General features: G+C 57.4%; 15 protein-coding genes. 7 read left to right on the top strand and 8 right to left on the bottom strand.

Features of this window, described 5'->3' with window-relative positions:
• Positions 1-91: 91 nt before the first annotated feature.
• The 6 genes from QZ862_RS12185 to coaD all read right to left on the bottom strand — a co-directional run bounded on the left by QZ862_RS12185 (position 92) and on the right by coaD (position 5,383).
• Complete coding sequence (locus QZ862_RS12185) at positions 92-1,246, bottom strand: aminodeoxychorismate synthase component I (RefSeq protein WP_296100122.1); 1,155 nt, start codon at positions 1,244-1,246, stop codon at positions 92-94.
• A 21-nt stretch (positions 1,247-1,267) separates the two neighbouring features.
• The gene (tgt, locus tag QZ862_RS12180) at positions 1,268-2,398 is read right to left on the bottom strand and encodes a tRNA guanosine(34) transglycosylase Tgt (RefSeq protein WP_296018552.1); all 1,131 of its coding nucleotides are present in this window, start codon (positions 2,396-2,398) and stop codon (positions 1,268-1,270) included.
• Positions 2,398-3,480, bottom strand: coding sequence for a tRNA preQ1(34) S-adenosylmethionine ribosyltransferase-isomerase QueA (gene queA, locus QZ862_RS12175; protein WP_296100120.1), 1,083 nt, complete (start codon positions 3,478-3,480; stop codon positions 2,398-2,400). Before queA ends, tgt begins: the two co-directional genes overlap by 1 nt.
• 234 nt (positions 3,481-3,714) lie before the next feature.
• A complete protein-coding gene (locus QZ862_RS12170) occupies positions 3,715-4,224 on the bottom strand; it encodes a peptidylprolyl isomerase (RefSeq protein ID WP_296018550.1) in 510 nt (169 codons plus the stop codon).
• A 66-nt stretch (positions 4,225-4,290) separates the two neighbouring features.
• Entirely contained in the window at positions 4,291-4,860 is a 570-nt protein-coding gene (locus tag QZ862_RS12165; RefSeq protein WP_296018547.1) for a peptidylprolyl isomerase, read from the bottom strand.
• A 28-nt stretch (positions 4,861-4,888) separates the two neighbouring features.
• Positions 4,889-5,383 carry a pantetheine-phosphate adenylyltransferase gene (gene coaD, locus QZ862_RS12160; RefSeq protein ID WP_296100118.1) on the bottom strand — a complete coding sequence of 165 codons (495 nt, stop codon included), beginning with the start codon at positions 5,381-5,383 and terminating at the stop codon, positions 4,889-4,891.
• Between the two features lie 394 nt (positions 5,384-5,777).
• On the opposite strand from coaD, the gene QZ862_RS12155 reads away from it, so the two are divergent.
• The 7 genes from QZ862_RS12155 (at position 5,778) to glp (ending at position 11,894) form a co-directional block, all read left to right on the top strand.
• Entirely contained in the window at positions 5,778-5,957 is a 180-nt protein-coding gene (locus tag QZ862_RS12155; RefSeq protein ID WP_296018544.1) for a hypothetical protein, read from the top strand.
• Positions 5,958-5,995: 38 nt separating this feature from the next.
• Positions 5,996-6,130, top strand: a complete 135-nt coding sequence (locus QZ862_RS12150; protein WP_296018542.1) for a hypothetical protein — start codon at positions 5,996-5,998, stop codon at positions 6,128-6,130.
• Positions 6,131-6,340: 210 nt separating this feature from the next.
• On the top strand, positions 6,341-8,233 hold the full coding sequence (locus QZ862_RS12145) for a peptidylprolyl isomerase (protein ID WP_296100116.1): 1,893 nt from the start codon (positions 6,341-6,343) through the stop codon (positions 8,231-8,233).
• 13 nt (positions 8,234-8,246) lie between these two features.
• A complete protein-coding gene (gene trpD / locus QZ862_RS12140; RefSeq protein ID WP_296100115.1) occupies positions 8,247-9,260 on the top strand; it encodes an anthranilate phosphoribosyltransferase in 1,014 nt (337 codons plus the stop codon).
• A 6-nt stretch (positions 9,261-9,266) separates the two neighbouring features.
• Positions 9,267-10,082, top strand: coding sequence for an indole-3-glycerol phosphate synthase TrpC (trpC, locus tag QZ862_RS12135; protein ID WP_296100113.1), 816 nt, complete (start codon positions 9,267-9,269; stop codon positions 10,080-10,082).
• The gene (gene moaC, locus QZ862_RS12130; protein ID WP_296100112.1) at positions 10,079-10,561 is read left to right on the top strand and encodes a cyclic pyranopterin monophosphate synthase MoaC; all 483 of its coding nucleotides are present in this window, start codon (positions 10,079-10,081) and stop codon (positions 10,559-10,561) included. Before trpC ends, moaC begins: the two co-directional genes overlap by 4 nt.
• A gap of 115 nt (positions 10,562-10,676) precedes the next feature.
• Positions 10,677-11,894, top strand: a complete 1,218-nt coding sequence (gene glp / locus QZ862_RS12125; protein WP_296100107.1) for a gephyrin-like molybdotransferase Glp — start codon at positions 10,677-10,679, stop codon at positions 11,892-11,894.
• A 76-nt stretch (positions 11,895-11,970) separates the two neighbouring features.
• Here glp and QZ862_RS12120 read toward each other — a convergent pair whose 3' ends face one another.
• Entirely contained in the window at positions 11,971-14,484 is a 2,514-nt protein-coding gene (locus QZ862_RS12120; protein ID WP_296100570.1) for an FAD-dependent oxidoreductase, read from the bottom strand.
• 165 nt (positions 14,485-14,649) lie between these two features.
• Positions 14,650-17,262, bottom strand: coding sequence for a mechanosensitive ion channel family protein (locus QZ862_RS12115; RefSeq protein WP_296100104.1), 2,613 nt, complete (start codon positions 17,260-17,262; stop codon positions 14,650-14,652).
• Positions 17,263-17,391 lie beyond the last annotated feature (129 nt).

Genomic DNA, 17,391 nt, shown 5'->3' with positions numbered 1-17,391 from the left:
TACCTTCTGCGCACTGTCTCTAAGAGCAGGATATGACACTTGCATGACGGCGATGCCGTCTCTTCATCCGACCTTCATGCGTTTGACCAGCTCAGCCGAGTTTTCGCTTACCAGCTGCGAACTTCGCCTTCAGCAAGCACTCGTCATATTCGGACTGCGCAGTGGAATCGAAAACGATCCCGCCTCCGACATTGAAGGTCGCTCGTCCATCGTCGAACAAAGTAATGGTGCGGATCGCCACGGAAAAGCGCATTTCCCCCTTTGGCGATATGAGTCCAATGGCACCGCAATAGACATCGCGTAGGCCGATTTCCAGATCGTGCAGGATTTCCATCGCCCGCATTTTCGGCGCACCCGTCACCGAACCGCAGGGAAAGAGAGCGGCGAAGATATCACCAATGCTCACATCGGGTAACAGCTTGGCCCGCACATGGCTGACCATCTGGTGGACGGTTGGATAGGTCTCGATCTCGAAAAGCTTCGGCACATGTAGCGTGCCGACTTCCGTGATCCGTGAAATATCATTGCGCAGCAGATCGACAATCATGCGATTTTCGGCAAGCGTTTTCTCATCCTTGCCCATGGCCTCAATCAGAGCCGCATCTTCCTCCGCCGACGATCCGCGCTTGACGGTGCCCTTCATCGGATGGGTCTCGATCCAGCCCTCCGCATCGACCGAGAAAAACAGTTCGGGAGAGCGCGACAGAATCACAGGCCCACCAAGATCGATCAAGGCGCCATATTTCACCGGCTGACGGTCGATCAGAGACCAGAACCCGGCAAGCGGATCACCGTGCCACCGACCGGTGACAGGCATAGTAAGATTAGCCTGGTAACAATCTCCCTGGCGCAGATGCTGGTGCAATGTGTTGAACTGCGTTTCATAATCCGCGAAAGACCAGGAGGGTTTGAGATCGCTCAACAAAGCGTCAGCCGCCAGGATATTCAATGGCTTAGGCATAGGGGTCATGTCACCGGCTGGTGAGCTGAAGACACCAAAACACAGGAGCGGTGTCTGTCGGCTCCCCTCTGCCAAGGGTGCGAGCTTCGGCTCGAAAAGGTATCCTGCCTCATAGGACATATAGCCGGCTAAATACTTGCCCTCAGCCCTGACCGCCTCCATCCGCGCAAGGGCGGGAAAGAATGCGTCAATCTCATGCGCAACGATAATCTCCTCCGGCTCCGTAAACAGTGTCACGGTGCCGGTCGTATCGTCACGAAAAAGAACGTAAGGCGCATCTAGCATTCGGCGATCCGATGATGTTTGTCACACCGGATCGATATCGCCTTTCGCCCACATTTCAATGGTCTCCGCGTAGAAATCCGCAAAGCGACCTTCTTCAATCGATTTGCGAATCCCCTGCATCAACTCCTGATAATAGGCGAGATTGTGCCAGGAAAGAAGCATGCCGCCCAGCGCTTCATTGGATCGGACCAGATGATGCAGATAAGCGCGGGAATAATCGCGCGATGCCGGGCAGTTGGACTGCTCATCAAGCGGACGCATATCTTCGGCGTGGCGCGCATTGCGAATATTGACCCTGCCCCTGCGGGTAAAGGCAAGGCCGTGGCGGCCAGAACGAGTCGGCATCACGCAGTCGAACATGTCGATGCCGCGCGCCACGGATTTCAGGATATCGTCCGGCGTACCCACACCCATCAGATAGCGCGGCTTTTCCGTCGGCAGAACCGGCAGCGTCGTGTCGAGCATGGCCAGCATCACGTCTTGCGGCTCGCCGACTGCCAAGCCACCAACGGCGTAGCCCTTGAGATCAAGCTGCTTCAATCCCTCGGCAGAACGGATGCGCAAGTCCGGCTGGTCGCCGCCCTGGACGATACCGAACATTGCCTTGCCCTTCTGCTCGCCAAAGGCCACACGGCAGCGTTCCGCCCAGCGCAGAGACATTTCCATGGCCCGCTCGATTTCCTTGCGTTCGGCGGGAAGCGCCACGCATTCATCGAGCTGCATCTGGATATCCGAATCGAGCAGACCCTGGATCTCGATGGAGCGCTCCGGAGACATATGATGCAGCGAACCATCGACATGGCTCTTGAAGGTCACGCCCTTTTCATCGAGCTTTCGCAGACCAGACAACGACATGACCTGAAAGCCGCCGCTATCGGTCAGGATCGGATGCGGCCAGCGGATCAGCTCATGCAGGCCGCCGAGGCGCGCCACCCGCTCCGGGCCGGGGCGCAGCATCAGGTGATAGGTATTGCCGAGAATGATATCGGCGCCGAGCTCGCGCACCTGATCCAGATACATGGCCTTGACAGTACCGACTGTGCCGACCGGCATGAAGGCGGGCGTGCGGATCACGCCGCGCGGCATCGCCACTTCGCCGAGGCGCGCGCCGCCGCTGGTTGCTTTAAGGGTGAAGGTGAAGTTTTCGTGCATCAGACTTTCCGGAAGAGCAGGCTGGAATCGCCATAGGAATAGAAACGGTAGCCTGTTTCGATGGCATGGGCGTACGCCGCTCGCATCGTCTCCAGACCGCAGAAGGCCGAAACCAGCATAAAAAGAGTGGATTTCGGCAGGTGAAAATTGGTCATCAGAATATCGACCGCCTTGAAGCGATAGCCTGGCGTGATGAAGATGCCGGTCGCACCTGACCATGGGCGGATCTGCCCGTCGTCGCCGGCAGCACTTTCGATCAGCCGCAGCGATGTCGTACCAACGCAGACGATCCGTCCGCCCCTCGCCTTCACCACATTCAGCTTCTCAGCCGTCTCGTCCGACACATAGCCGATTTCAAGATGCATCTTGTGGTCTTCGGTGTCATCGGCCTTGACCGGCAGAAATGTTCCGGCACCGACATGCAGCGTGACGAAGTGGCGCTCGATGCCAGCCTTGTCCAGCGCTTCGAAGAGTGCTGGCGTAAAATGCAGGCCAGCCGTCGGTGCGGCAACGGCACCTTTTTCCCGCGCATAGATCGTCTGATAATCTTCCTGATCCTGCATATCCTCGGGCCGCTTCGCAGCGATATAGGGAGGCAGCGGAATATGCCCGACAGAGGCAATCGCTTCATCGAGTGCGGGACCGGATACGTCGAACAGCAGGGTGATTTCACCCTCCTCGCCCTTTTCCTCCACCGTCGCTTCCAGCCAGGCAAGGCCGCAGGCATTGTCGCGCTCATAGCCGAAGCGAATGCGGTCGCCCGCCTTGATGCGTTTGCCCGGCCGCGCGAAGGCCTTCCACCGGCTCGCATCGGCGCGCATGTGCAGCGTGGCGGAAACCGAGGTCTCCTGCGCGCCTTCGCGCAAGCGAATGCCTTCGAGCTGTGCGGGAATGACGCGTGTATCGTTGAACACCAGCGCGTCGCCGGGCTTCAGGAAGCTCGCAAGATCAAAGACCTGATGATCCGTCATCCGGTCCGTATTGGGATCGACCACGAGTAGTCGGGCGCTGTCACGCGGATTGGCCGGGCGCAACGCAATATTTTCCTCGGGGAGATCGAAATCGAACAGGTCAACACGCATTCGGAAGCTCTTATAAAATTCGTCTATTGTCACTTTCACCTCTCTCGCCGCAGAGAAAAGCGAAAAGCTCAGAATGTCAAAACCCGCCTCGCAGCGAACTGCCGGCGGGTCATGGTTGGCACGAAGGATGCCTTTTCCTCGACGTCGTCCTCGGTCCTCGGGTTAAGCCCGAGAGTGCCCCGAGGATAGAAAACGTCGGCGGCCCGCCCTGCCTCTCGGCAAGGCGAGAACTCCTTAGGCTGCAGACGCCAGACGGATCGACACGATCGAATCGGGGTCCTTCACAGGCTCGCCCTTCTTGATCTTGTCGATGGCTTCCATGCCCTCAATTACCTGGCCCCAGACCGTGTACTGCTTGTTCAGCCACGGAGAATCCGTAAAGCAGATGAAGAACTGCGAGTTGGCGGAGTTCGGGCTCTGCGAACGGGCCATGGAGCACGTGCCGCGAACATGCGGAATGGCGGAGAATTCAGCCTTCAGGTCAGGCTTCTCAGAACCGCCCATACCGGCACGTGCCGGGTTAAAATCGGCAGAACCCTTCTTGCCGAACTTCACGTCGCCGGTCTGTGCCATGAAGTCTGCGATGACGCGGTGGAAGACGACGCCGTCATAGGCCTGCTCGGACACCAGTTCCTTGATGCGGGCAACATGGCCTGGAGCAACTTCTGGCAGAAGCTGAATAACAACCTTGCCGGTCGTCGTTTCCATGATGAGGGTGTTTTCCGGATCCTTGATCTCGGCCATGATATCTCTCCTTGCTAGGGTTAGGCTAGAGGGGCAGAACGCCCGTTTGACGTGGTTGTCGCGATGTTACTTCTTGGTCACCGTTACCTTGACCATGCGGTCAGGATCGGAGACTTCGCCGTTTCCGCCGGCACCACGCTTGATCTTGTCGACGAATTCCATGCCCGAAACGACCTTGCCGACCACGGTATACTGGCCGTTTAAGAAAGGTCCCTGATCGAACATGATGAAGAACTGCGAGTTTGCAGAATTCGGGTTTTGCGACCGGGCCATGCCGACGGTGCCACGCTCGAAGGGAACTTTCGAGAACTCGGCGGGGATATCTGGAAGGTCGGAACCACCGGTACCGGCACGCCGCGCATCGAAGCCCTTGTTCATATTGCCGTACTGCACATCGCCGGTCTGCGCCATGAAACCGTTGATGACGCGGTGGAAGGCAACGCCATCATAGGCGCCCTTCTTGGCGAGAGCCTCGATCTGCGCCACATGCTTCGGCGCAACCTCGGGCATAAGCTGAATGACGACCGGGCCATCCTTCAACTGGATCGTCAGAAGATCGGCCGCAGAAGCGATCGTGCTCGCAGCAACAGCGCTGACGAACATGGCACCCGCAAAGGCAAATTTGAGCAATTTCATTCGGATTGGCTCCACCTATATGCCGAAACTATCGTTTCAGCTTCGTGTTAAGGGCTTCAAGCACGGCTTTGGGCACAAAGGCCTCGACATGGCCGCCCATGGCTGCGATCTGACGAACCAATGTGGCGGTAATAGGCCGCGATGCGGTGCCTGCGGGTAAGAAAACGGTCTGGATATCCGGCGCCATCTGCCGGTTCATCCCCGCCATCTGCATCTCATAATCGAGATCGGTACCGTCGCGCAGGCCTCGAACCAGAAGCGTTGCACCATGACTGCGGGCCGCATCGACAACGAGATTGTCGAAGGAAACGACGCGCAGCCTGTCCATAGCGTCCGGCAACACGTCGTTGAGAGATTGTCTGATGAGATCCGCACGTTCTTCGAAGCCGAACATGGGTACCTTACCTGGATGAACGCCAATGGCGACGATCACATTCGATGCCACATTCAATGACTGGATGAGAACATCCAGATGTCCGTTGGTCATCGGATCGAAGGATCCAGGATAAAAGGCAATCGTCATACCGCTCTCGATACTTCCGTCTCGGTGGGCCTTTTGTCACGTCAGCATCGCATCTGCAAGACTTATACCTCGATCGCTTAAGTGAATGTCCAATGAATGCAGCATTCAGCACAGCTTCAAAGCCACTCCTTATAAGTTGAACCATCGACAACGCATCGGGTCTGACATCCCAATGGAGACGGAAATGCTGGCATTCATGGTGATCCTGACGGTCGCAGCTTCATTCGTGGTGGAACAGCTCTTCATGGATTGACGTGAGCTGCCAATTTCCTGAACGCCAGATGAACGCGGCATTCAAGGAAGCTTCACTGGCGCAATGCTAATCGATTTTTAATAGTATTTCGGAACCCGACTTGAAGTCAGGCGTTCTATTCGCAGGCAAAGGAACGGACAAATGTTTGCAAGAGAAAAGCAGTCTACTTCGGCGAAAATCGGTGTGATCAGCACCGCCTGGACAATGCTGCTCATCGCGATGGTTGCGACGACGTTCAGCCTTTACGCCCAGAAGCCACAGCAACAGGAAGCAAGCTTCCCGCAGCTTACATCCCGCTATCAGTATATGAACTACTACTGATCGGCAGGGGAAACCCACATAGACCGGAGTAATACGCCATGATTTTCGTTTTGACAGTGCTTTCTGCCTTGATCAGCGTCATGTTCGTGGCATCGGTCGTCTCGGTGGTTTCCGAACTACAGAAGGAAGATGAGGAGTTGAAGGATATGCTGGAACGCAGCAAGTCGTTCTGACAGCATAGGCATCAAAACTCCGTCGCCGCACAAAGCCGCCTTATCCTAGGCGGCTTTTTTGTGCGCCGCAGGCCATGGCATCTGCATGCGGTTCGCACAATCAGTTGACCCTTAGGTTTCAACAGAACAGCTTCCATTTACCAATAAAACGCTCTAAGGAACCCCGATAGACCCGGCGTAACGGGCGCATATTGTGAGGTTTGCATAACGATGCTCGATTCCCTGAGAAACGCTTCCAGAACCATGGCGGCAAAGCTGCTCCTTCTTCTTCTTGTCGTTTCATTCGGCATATGGGGTGTGTCGGCATCACTCGTTTCGAGCAATTCACACGCCGTGATGACGGTCGGTGATCAGACGGTGACACCGAATGAGTTTCGCATGGCCTACCAGCGGCGAATGGGAGAGATCGGCCAACAGTTCGGTACGCGTCTGACCACGGAACAGGCGAAAGCTTTCGGTATCGACCGCGAGGTCTTCAGCCAGCTTGCAGCGGGCGCTTCGCTTGATCAACTCGCGGAGAGCATGAACCTTGGGCTTTCCGAGGACCGTCTGGCGAATCTCATTGCCGAAGACCCAGCCTTCAAGTCGCCCACTGGCCAGTTTGATCGACAGCTCTTCAGCCAGCGTCTACGCGGCGCTGGCTTCAACGAGGACGACTATGTGAAGGAGCGCAGCAAGGTCGCGGTCCGCAGCCAGATCGTAGATGCCATTTCCGATGGTTTCACGCCGCCACAGGTTCTGGTTGATGCATTGAAGCAGTACCTCAACGAGCAGCGCTCGGTCGATTATCTCCTGCTGTCCAACGCCAATATCGATCCGGTGAAAGCTCCGGCGGACGATGTACTGGCTGCCTGGTTCGAAAGTCACAAGACGCAGTTCCGCGCACCCGAATATCGCAAATTCACATATGTGAAGCTTGAGCCGTCCGATATCGCAAATCAGAGCGACATCACCGACGCTCAGGTCGCCGAATACTACGAAAAGAACAAGGACAAGTTCCGCACCGCAGGCCGCCGCACGGTCGAGCAGCTGGTTTTTCCGAATAAGGAGATGGCGGAAGCTGCTGCTGTTCAGATCCGCGCTGGAACGACGACCTACGATCAGGTCATCAAGGATCAGGGCAAGCAGCCGGCAGACGTGCTGCTTGGTGAGTTTACCAAGGAAACGATGCCTGATCCCTCCATCGCCGATGCAGCCTTTGCGGTTCAGAAAGACGGCGGCATTTCGCCTGTGGTCGATGGAGCCTTTGGCCCAGTCATCCTTCGCGTCACCGGCATAAAGGGTGAGAGCATGAAGACGCTGGATGAGGCAAAGGAAGAAATACGCACGCAACTTGCGACCGCAAATGCTGCTGAACAACTCAACAGTGTTCACGATCGCTACGAGGACCTGCGTGGCGGCGGCTCGTCGCTTGCGGATGCGGCAAACCAGCTGAACCTCAAGGCAGTGACCATCAACGCCATCGACGCCAATGGCGAGGACGAAAAGGGCAACCCGGTCGAAGGCCTTCCTACGCCTGCTCTGTTGACAGAGGTATTTAAAACGGAACCCGGCACAGAAGCACCAGCGGTTAACATCGGTCGCGAAGGTTACGTCTGGTTCGATGTCGATCAGATCATCCCGCCGCGTGACCGCACGCTGGATGAGGTTCGCGAACGAGTCGTCGCTGAATGGACGGCCGAGCAGCAGCGCAATGCCCTGACAGCCAAGGCAGCAGAGCTGAAGGCTCGTATCGAAAAGGGCGAGAGCCTCCAGACGATTGCCGGCGAAATGGGTCTTGCTGTTGAAACCAAGATGGGGCTGCGTCGCAACAGTGACGATGCTCTCTTCGGTCAGCAGGCCGTTTCGGCGATCTTTGCAGGCGCTGACGGCTTGGCCGGCACCGCGGTCAATGCGGATGGTTCCGGTCGGATTCTCTTCAAGGTGACGGAAGTCAACACCAATGCCCCTGTCGATGCCCTGAACAACGACGATCGTCAGATCACGGCCATGGCAAAGGCTGCGGGTGAGGACATGCTGGATCAGATGGTCAGCCGTCTGCAGAACGACTATGGTGTCAGCATCAATCAGGCGCTCGCAGATCAGGCGATGACTGCATACTGATAGGGAACGGGACATGGCCGAACTGAAGCCGCTAATCGCCAAGGTTGCAAATGGTGAAAGCCTAAACAGGGAGGAGGCCCGCCAGGCCTTCGATATTCTGATGTCCGGCGAGGCCACGCCGTCTCAGATCGGCGGTTTTCTCATGGCGCTGCGGGTACGTGGCGAAACTGTGGATGAAATCGTCGGTGCAGTCTCGTCGATGCGGGCTCGGATGCTTCCTGTCTCCGCGCCCGCCCATGCGGTAGATATCGTCGGAACGGGTGGTGACGGTCTCGGCACGTATAACATCTCCACCCTCGCCGCGATCATCGTTGCAGGCACCGGCCTTCCAGTGGCCAAGCATGGCAACAAGGCCTTGAGCTCGAAGTCTGGTACTGCCGACGCTCTTTCGGCCCTGGGCGTCAAACTCGATATTGGACCTGAGCTCATCAGCCGCTGCATAAACGAAGCTGGCCTCGGCTTCATGTTCGCGCAGTTGCATCACTCCGCCATGCGCCATGTCGGCCCGACAAGAGTGGAACTCGGCACCCGCACGATTTTTAACCTGCTCGGCCCGCTATCGAACCCCGCAGGCGCGAAGCGCCAGCTGCTCGGCGTCTTTTCACCGCGTTGGCTTCAGCCAATTGCCGAGGTCTTGCGCGATCTTGGATCGGAATCGATCTGGGTTGTCCACGGCGATGGCATGGATGAGATCACCACCACAGGCGTTACCCATGTCGCGGCTTTGGAAGATGGCAAGATCCGCACCTTCAACCTGACGCCGAAGGACTTCGGCGTCTCATCCGCGACGATCGACGACCTCAAGGGCGGAGACGGCATCTTCAATGCCAATGCACTTCGCGGCGTGCTCTCCGGTCATAAAAACGCCTATCGCGACGTTTCTCTTTGCAATGCGGCAGCGGCACTCGTCGTTGCCGGCAAGGCCGAAACGCTGAGCGACGGTATGAAGATTGCCAGCGCTTCGCTGGATGAGGGCCAGGCTGCTGCTGCACTGGATAAGCTGGTTGCAGTCTCCAACGAGGAGTAAGCGAAGATGAGCGACATTCTGAGAAAGATCGAAGCCTATAAGCGCGAGGAAATCGCAGCCGCCAAGGCCAAGGTGTCTCTTGCCGATCTGAAGGCGATGGCCGCCGATCAGGCCGCCCCTCGAGGCTTCTACAACGCCTTAAAGCGCAAGCAGGCGGAAGGCACCTATGGCCTGATTGCGGAGATCAAGAAGGCAAGCCCATCCAAAGGCCTCATCCGTCCGGATTTCGATCCACCGGCGCTTGCAAAAGCCTATGAAGCAGGCAACGCAGCGTGTCTCTCGGTTTTGACCGATAGACCGAGCTTCCAAGGAGCGCCGGAGTTTTTGACCGCTGCCCGCAACGCTTGCTCCCTACCCGCCTTGCGCAAGGACTTCATGTTCGAAACCTATCAGGTGCATGAGGCCCGCGCCTGGGGCGCGGACTGCATTCTGGTGATCATGGCATCGCTTACCGACGATGAGGCAAAACGTCTTGAGGCCGAAGCCTTCTCGCTCGGCATGGATGTGCTGGTCGAGGTGCATGATGAAGAGGAAACGGAACGTGCGCTTAAACTCGCCTCCCCCATGCTCGGCGTCAACAACCGCAATCTACGCACATTCGAGGTCAGCCTCGAAACCAGCGAGCGGCTGGCGAAGATGGTGCCAGCGGACAAGCTGTTGGTCGGCGAAAGCGGCATCTTCACCCATGAGGACTGCCTGCGGCTGGAAAAATGCAACATCAGCACCTTCCTGGTTGGTGAGAGCCTGATGCGCAAGGACGACGTCACTGCTGCGACACGCGCCCTGCTCACGGGCCGGAGCGGCGTTATGGCAGCCGAATGAGCTCATCCCCGAAGCTCACTCATATCGGCGCCTCCGGCGAGGCGCATATGGTCGATGTCGGCGACAAGCTGGATACCGTCCGCACCGCCGTGGCTGAGGGTTTTGTCAGGATGAAACCGGAGACACTGGCGCTGATTCGCGATGGCGACGCCAAGAAGGGTGACGTTGTCGGGACCGCTCGCCTCGCCGGTATCATGGCTGCCAAGCAGACATCCAATCTCATCCCTCTTTGCCATCCTCTGATGCTAAGCAAAGTGTCCGTCGATATCTCTGAAGACGCCGCTCTACCCGGTTTGCGTGTTCAGGCAACCGTCAAGCTCTCCGGCAAGACGGGCGTGGAAATGGAAGCGCTGACGGCTGTCTCCATTGCCTGCCTGACGATTTACGATATGGCCAAAGCCGCTGATAAGGGCATGGAAATCGGTTCGATCCGGCTGCTTGAAAAAAGCGGCGGAAACTCCGGCGATTACCGGGCCTGAGTCTCCGACTCAACTCTTCTTGAAAAGCCCGACTGGCCTCTGCTGATCAGCCTGATTCTCATCCCTGTGATAGAGTAACATCTGAAGGTCGTGCTTGTGACCGAAAAGGAAGCGTATGAAACCCCTTCTGCCTGTCAACGAAGCTCTTGAACGATTGCTAGGTGCGGCACAGCCTCTCACTGTCACAGAACGCGTCAGCCTCACCAATGCCGATGGGCGCGTCCTGGCCGCTGACCTTGCGGCAAGGATTACACAGCCGCCCTTCGATTCCTCAGCCATGGACGGGTACGCACTGCGCGCCGCGGATGCTCCGACGGTCGGCTCCGAACTGACTGTTATCGGCACGGCCTCTGCGGGACACGCTTTTGACGGTTCTGTGGGACCGGGGCAAGCTGTTCGCATCTTCACCGGCGCGCCAGTGCCTAAGGGGGCGGACACAGTCTTGATCCAGGAGGATGCTGAGCTTCTGGATGCTAACCACATCCGTACCACATTCGATGTCACTCAAGGGCGACATATCCGCCCGCGCGGCCAGGACTTCCTGGAAAGCGAAGCTGTTCTCGATGCAGGCAATTGCTTGAGCTTCGCCGATCTGACCGTTGCTGCCGCAATGAATCATGCCGAGGTCACGGTCTATCGCAAGCCGCTTGTCGCCGTGCTCGCAACAGGCGATGAACTCGTCCCGCCGGGCGGTGATCCGCAGGTGGCACAGATCATCGCATCGAACACCTTTGGCGTTTCAACACTCGCACGTCAGGCCGGCGCGGATATTCTCGACCTAGGGATCGTCAAGGATGACGACGCGCTGATCCGCGCCGCAATCGGCAAGGCCATCGCCGCCAAGGCCGATATTCTCGTCACGCTTGGTGGCGCCTCGGTTGGCGATCACGATCTCGTCCAGGCCGCGCTGAAGGCAGAAGGTATGACACTGGACTTCTGGCGCATCGCTATGCGGCCGGGTAAACCGCTTATGGTCGGTACTATCGGCGCGATGCAGGTGCTGGGCCTGCCGGGAAATCCAGTCGCCAGTCTTGTCTGCGGCCTGCTGTTCCTTGAGCCTCTCATCCACAAGCTTGGCCACCAGCAACACCAATCCCGCGAGATCACGGTCAAGACGGCAACCGCTCTCAAGGCCAATGACATGCGGCAGGATTATCTGCGCGCCCGCTTCACTGGCACAGACAATGGGCTCCCCATCGCAGAAGTCTTCACCAAGCAGGACTCGTCGATGATGAAGATCATGGCGAAGTCCAATTGCCTGATCGTCCGACCACCGCACGCGCCTGAACTGCCCGCCGGGGCGGAATGCACAGCAATCAGGCTAAGAGGCTGAAGACAATAGTCTCATAAATGCAAAGGGCTCCGTCGTAACGGAGCCCATCCTTGTTTGATAGATGCGACCTGACGCCTTAAGCACGCAGCACTGCGTTGTCCGGATCGAACGGGCTTTCGACCACGACCTCCGCATCATAAAGATCGCCAAGGATCTTGATCTTCAGCTTGGTACCAATCGTGGCGTAGTCTGGTGCGAGCATAGCGAGCGCCACCGACTTGCCGATACGCCAGCCGAAACCACCGCTCGTTGCACGACCGACAACCTCGCCCGCATCGTTCAGGATGGCTTCCGAACCGCGTGCATCAACGGTAGTGTTGCCGCTGACGATCAGCGTGGAGAAGATCCACGGCAGACCCTTTTCCTTGCCAGCAACCACTGCGTCACGACCGATGAATTGCTTCTCCGGCTTGATGAAGCGGTCGAGACCGGACGAGTACGCGTTGTACTCGACCGAAAGTTCACGGCCCATGTTGCGGTAAGATTTTTCCAGCGACATGGACACCATGGCGCGAATACCGAATGGCTTGATACCGAATTCGGCACCGGCTTCCATCAGACGGTCGAAAATGTAAGTCTGCATTTCGATCGGATGATGCAGTTCCCAGCCAAGTTCACCGACGAAGTTGACGCGAAGCGCATGTGCGGTTGCGACGCCAACGGAGATTTCCTTGGCGGTGAGCCACGGGAAATCCTTGTTTTCGAGGCTGGTGCGCGTCAGCTTCTTCAGGACTTCGCGAGACTTCGGACCGGCCAGAGCCAGAACGCCGTACTTCTGAGTGATCTGCTGCAGAGTGACGGAGCCATCGGTGGGCACAAGACGGCGAAGCGTGTCGTGATCGACCGATTCAAGACCACCAGCGGAAACCAGATAGAAGCGACCGGGTGCCCACTCATAGACCGTGAATTCCGCCTTGACGCCACCATTCGGCGTCAGGAGATGCGTCAGCGCGATACGGCCACGCTTCTTCGGAATGGCATTCGCCAGGATCGACTCGAGCCATGCGCGAGCGCCGGGACCGGAGACTTCCATCTTCGCAAAAGCCGACATGTCCAGAACGCCGACATTCTGAGTAACGTTCTTCACTTCATTCCCGACGTGCTCGAAGTAGTTCGACCGGCGGAACGACCACTTTTCAACAATGCGTCCATCTTCGAGCGGTGGTGCGTAGTTGTGGTTGGTAATGACGTCTGCGCCAACACCAAGTTCTTCTTCCTTCAACGCATAACCTTCGGGTGCAAACCAGTTGGCGCGTTCCCACCCATAAACCGAGCCGAACACACCGCCGAGTTTCTTGAGGCGATCATAGACCGGCGTCGTTTTCAGCGGGCGAGCAGCAGAGCGCTCCTCATCCGGATAGTGCATGGTGAAGACGTTGGCATAGGCCTCTTCATTCTTGGCAATCAGGTAGCCTTCGGTTGCATAAGGGCCGAAACGACGCGGATCGACACCCGTTAGATCGAGAGTAGGCTCGCCATCGACGATCCACTCCGCCAGCTGCCAGCCAGCTCCACCTGCAGCGGTGATGCCGAACGAGTGACCTTCGTTCAGCCAGAAGTTCTTCAGGCCAGGCGCTGGACCGACGATCGGGTTGCCATCCGGGGTGTAGGCGATCGCGCCGTTATAGACTTTCTTGATGCCGACTTCGCCGAAAGCCGGAACGCGCTCGATGGCGCTTTCGATATGCGGCATCAGACGGTCGAGCTCTTCCTGGAACAACTCGTATTCGCTGTCGTCGGAAGGGCCGTCGACATAACAGACAGGCGCGCCAACTTCGTACGGACCAAGGATCAGGCCACCGGCTTCTTCGCGCATATACCAAGCGCTATCCGATTCGCGCAGAACGCCCATTTCCGGAAGGCCTTGCTTGCGGCGCTCCAGAATGTCTGGATGCGGTTCGGTGACGATATACTGGTGCTCGACCGGAATGACCGGAATGTTGATGCCGACCATCTCGCCTGTCTTGCGGGCGAATGAACCCGTACAGGAAATGACATGCTCGGCAATGATCTCGCCCTTGTCAGTCGTCACCTTCCAGTGACCGTCTTCGGTCTGCTCGATCGCAGTAACGGTTGTGTTTCTGTAGATAGTCGCGCCCTTGTCACGCGCGCCCTTGGCCAGCGCCTGGGTGAGGTCAGCCGGCTGAATATAGCCGTCATCCGGATGCTGGATCGCGCCGAGAAGGCCATCGATCTCACAGAGCGGCCAGACTTCCTTGACTTCTTCCGGCGTCAGCATCTTCACATTGACGCCAATGGTTTCTGCAATACCGGTGTAATACATATACTCGTCCCAGCGATCCTTGGTGCGGGCGAGACGAATGTTGGAAACCTTGGAAAAGCCGACATTCATGCCGGTTTCCTGCTGCAATTCCTCGTAGAACTTGACCGAGTACTTATGAATCTGGCCGACCGAGTAGCTCATATTGAACAGCGGCAGGAGGCCCGCCGCGTGCCATGTGGAGCCAGATGTCAGCTCCTTGCGCTCGATCAGAACGGAATCCGTCCAGCCCTTTTTGGCCAGATGATAGAGCGTCGAAACGCCGACAACGCCACCACCGATAACCACTGCCCGCGCATGTGTCTTCATAGTCATAGTTCCCCTTGAGGCATGTCATCCGCATGAACGCGGCTTTTTCCGAACCTGTGGCGCAGACTATGCAATGTCGCATCGCCGCCCAAACGCCTGATTACGACATGCAAAAGGCTCGCCGCGACGGCGAGCCTTTTGACGATTTTCAAGCAGCGAGAATGCTCAGCTTGGCTTCTTTGCAGCTGATGCTTTAAACTCCCCAACCTTTGCCTCTAACGGCTTTTCCTCCTCGGTCTGCACATTGGGAGCCTCGGACTTCGCTACCTCTTGCTTGGGAGCAGTTGCGGCAGCGGTATGGGAAACCACCGCCTTGTCACCCTCCTCCGAAAGAAGTGCCGCGAGGATTTGCGGGTTCGTCTCGCCTTCCATGTGGATGTTGAGATTACGCTGCGGCATCGGAATACTGATCCCCTCCTCTCGGAAGCGCTTCAGAATTTCCATCCGCAGATTGTTCTTGACGGCTAGTCCATGCGAAAGATCGGCAAGATGGAAGCGAAGCTCGAAATCGAGCGAGAAATCGCCAAAGCGCAAGAATTCCACATGCGGCTCCGGATTTCTCAAGACCGGCGTCTGCTTCTTCACCAGTTCAAGCAGGATATCCATCACCTTCTGCGGATCCGTCTCATAGGCGACCGAAACCGGAATTTCAGCACGCTGAATGCGATTGCGATGCGTCCAGTTGCCGACGGAGGAATTGATGAACTCCGAGTTCGGCACGATGATCGACTGACCTCGGAAGGTTTCAATCTCGGTGGCGCGAACGGAAAGCCGCTTTACGGTGCCTTCGACTGCGCCCGTCACCACCCAGTCTCCCACTTTGAATGGACGCTCGACAAGAAGGATCAGACCGGAGACGAAGTTGGAGACGATGTTTTGCAGGCCGAAACCGATACCAACAGACAGGGCCGACGCAACGAGAGCAAGGCTGGACAGATCAAGACCGGCAGACGAGATACCAAAGATTGCGGCAACAACGATCCCTAGATAGCCGATACCCGTGCCGACCGAGTTTCGCACGCCAGCATCGACTTGGCCTCGCGCCATGACATTGCGATCCAGCCATTTCTGGAACCACCGTGTCACCGCGTAACCGACGATGAAGACCAGAATACCGCTCAAAATGCTGATCAGCGAGATCGAAGTGTTGCCGACCTTGAAGCCTGTTAGCAGGCTGTATGCCCAGTTCTCGATATCGCCGGGCTGGAAACCCCAGGAGAACAGAACAAGCGGGACGCCAAAAGCAAGCGCAATCGCATAGATACCAAGTCCTGCAACAAGACCGGTCTGATCCAGACCTACGGGGCCGAGAGAGAATCGACGGCCGAGATACCGTCCCGCAAGCGTTTCTCCAAAGGCTCCCTGACGAGAGATCGCCTTGCCGGAAAGGATGCCGATATAAACGGTCGCCACCACCGCACCCGTCGCTACGATCTGCGTCGCAAGGAATCGGGCAAGCCCGACATAGCCTGTCAGACAGGCACCGATCAGCACCAAACCGCCGACTCGCAGCAAAATCGCGAGCCAGCGCGGCATGCGCTTGTGGCCGGTTTCGGCATCCTGACCTTCTCCGACCACAGGCTTGAGGAAAGAAATCCCAAAAAGGATAACGCCGATGACAATCGAGGCCACGAAACTCTTCGCCACCGTCAGAATGAGCGGCGAATTCAGTGTCTCGCTGATCGTGCTGAAGAGGTAATCCAGGCCGTTGACGATCGCCATGACGAGCATCGCCGACGATATCGTATGCGCGCCGCTGTTCGACACACGCAGAAGACGCCATTCCGGCTGTGTCGGGGCAAAAATTGCGTAAGTCAGGCGAGAAATGAAATACACGAAGGCAATCACTGACATCGCCACGAAGACGATGGGCGCGATATCCGGTCTCAGCACACCAAAATTATCGAGGAAAAAGGCCGACGTCACCATGAAGAGGAAGACCGACATCGACTGCACCGTCGTCGACCAGAAGGCGACGGAAAGGCGGCGCAGATAGGACGGCTCGCCGGAAAAAGCGCGTCGCTCCATGCGGTGTCCAAGAAGCCGATAACCGCCGACAAGAAACAGAAGTGCTGCCAGTATCGAAAGCGACACGGCACCGAACATCGAAAGCCGCTTGTAATTCCAGACGAATATGGACCAGCTTGTCAGCGAACTGCTGACCATCGAGATCTCGTCGATGAACTCCCTGCCAGCCTCCGCGAGCACCGGTAGAGAAATTTCCGTTCTCTTGAACAGAGTTGCGGCAAACAGCGCACGCCGGATCGACGTGATGTTGTTGGACAGAGCATTGGCTCGCCCGGCTACGGCTTCTGCTTCGCCCAGAACCGCATTGATCTGGGACTTTTCAGAATTGAGCTTGTCACGCTCGTCCGTCACGACGCTCGCCTCGGGCGGTGCGCCTTCCTTGGGCGGCGCACCGATCGATGTGATACGGGCGTTGATCTCATCCAGCCGGCCGCGGAGATTGCCGAGGACGCCGTTCACGGACGCCGCAAGATCATCTGCCCTGCCTTTCAGATCGACGAGACGGGCATCGTCTCTACCGCCCTCTTCGAGTTGCCGGCTGATATCGGAAAGGGAGGCCTTAGCCGTGTCGAGCTCTTTGGTAGAGCGCTCAACGACAGGTGTTGCCGCACCCGGCTGCGCCGCAGCGGTAGGCCCATTGGAAACCGGCGCTGAACCTTGCCCCTGATCTTGAGCGAAAACGAACGAGGATAGCAGAAGCAACAGAATAGGCAGAAGAGACAGAGGCCGAACCCAGCGCGTGCCACTCATCGAAAACCTCATCACGGATACCCTTCTGCTCCTGTCGAATCATGGGGCCTAGATAATGGACCTATAAGGCAATTCAACAGCGGCGTTACGCCTAAGATGTGGAACTTCTTTCGGTTTCAGCCATTAGAG

This window comes from uncultured Agrobacterium sp. (genome assembly GCA_913777615.1).
Classification (GTDB): Bacteria; Pseudomonadota; Alphaproteobacteria; order Rhizobiales; family Rhizobiaceae; genus Agrobacterium.
The sequence above is the reverse complement of the archived record's forward strand: the minus strand, read 5'-3'. Positions and strand labels throughout refer to the sequence as shown.

Coding starts and splice junctions, on each gene's coding strand:
- QZ862_RS12185 (WP_296100122.1), bottom strand. CDS start 1,246: ATGCTAGATGCGCCTTACGTTCTTTTTCGTGACGATACGACCGGCACC.
- tgt (WP_296018552.1), bottom strand. CDS start 2,398: ATGCACGAAAACTTCACCTTCACCCTTAAAGCAACCAGCGGCGGCGCG.
- queA (WP_296100120.1), bottom strand. CDS start 3,480: ATGCGTGTTGACCTGTTCGATTTCGATCTCCCCGAGGAAAATATTGCG.
- QZ862_RS12170 (WP_296018550.1), bottom strand. CDS start 4,224: ATGGCCGAGATCAAGGATCCGGAAAACACCCTCATCATGGAAACGACG.
- QZ862_RS12165 (WP_296018547.1), bottom strand. CDS start 4,860: ATGAAATTGCTCAAATTTGCCTTTGCGGGTGCCATGTTCGTCAGCGCT.
- coaD (WP_296100118.1), bottom strand. CDS start 5,383: ATGACGATTGCCTTTTATCCTGGATCCTTCGATCCGATGACCAACGGA.
- QZ862_RS12155 (WP_296018544.1), top strand. CDS start 5,778: ATGTTTGCAAGAGAAAAGCAGTCTACTTCGGCGAAAATCGGTGTGATC.
- QZ862_RS12150 (WP_296018542.1), top strand. CDS start 5,996: ATGATTTTCGTTTTGACAGTGCTTTCTGCCTTGATCAGCGTCATGTTC.
- QZ862_RS12145 (WP_296100116.1), top strand. CDS start 6,341: ATGCTCGATTCCCTGAGAAACGCTTCCAGAACCATGGCGGCAAAGCTG.
- trpD (WP_296100115.1), top strand. CDS start 8,247: ATGGCCGAACTGAAGCCGCTAATCGCCAAGGTTGCAAATGGTGAAAGC.
- trpC (WP_296100113.1), top strand. CDS start 9,267: ATGAGCGACATTCTGAGAAAGATCGAAGCCTATAAGCGCGAGGAAATC.
- moaC (WP_296100112.1), top strand. CDS start 10,079: ATGAGCTCATCCCCGAAGCTCACTCATATCGGCGCCTCCGGCGAGGCG.
- glp (WP_296100107.1), top strand. CDS start 10,677: ATGAAACCCCTTCTGCCTGTCAACGAAGCTCTTGAACGATTGCTAGGT.
- QZ862_RS12120 (WP_296100570.1), bottom strand. CDS start 14,484: ATGAAGACACATGCGCGGGCAGTGGTTATCGGTGGTGGCGTTGTCGGC.
- QZ862_RS12115 (WP_296100104.1), bottom strand. CDS start 17,262: ATGAGTGGCACGCGCTGGGTTCGGCCTCTGTCTCTTCTGCCTATTCTG.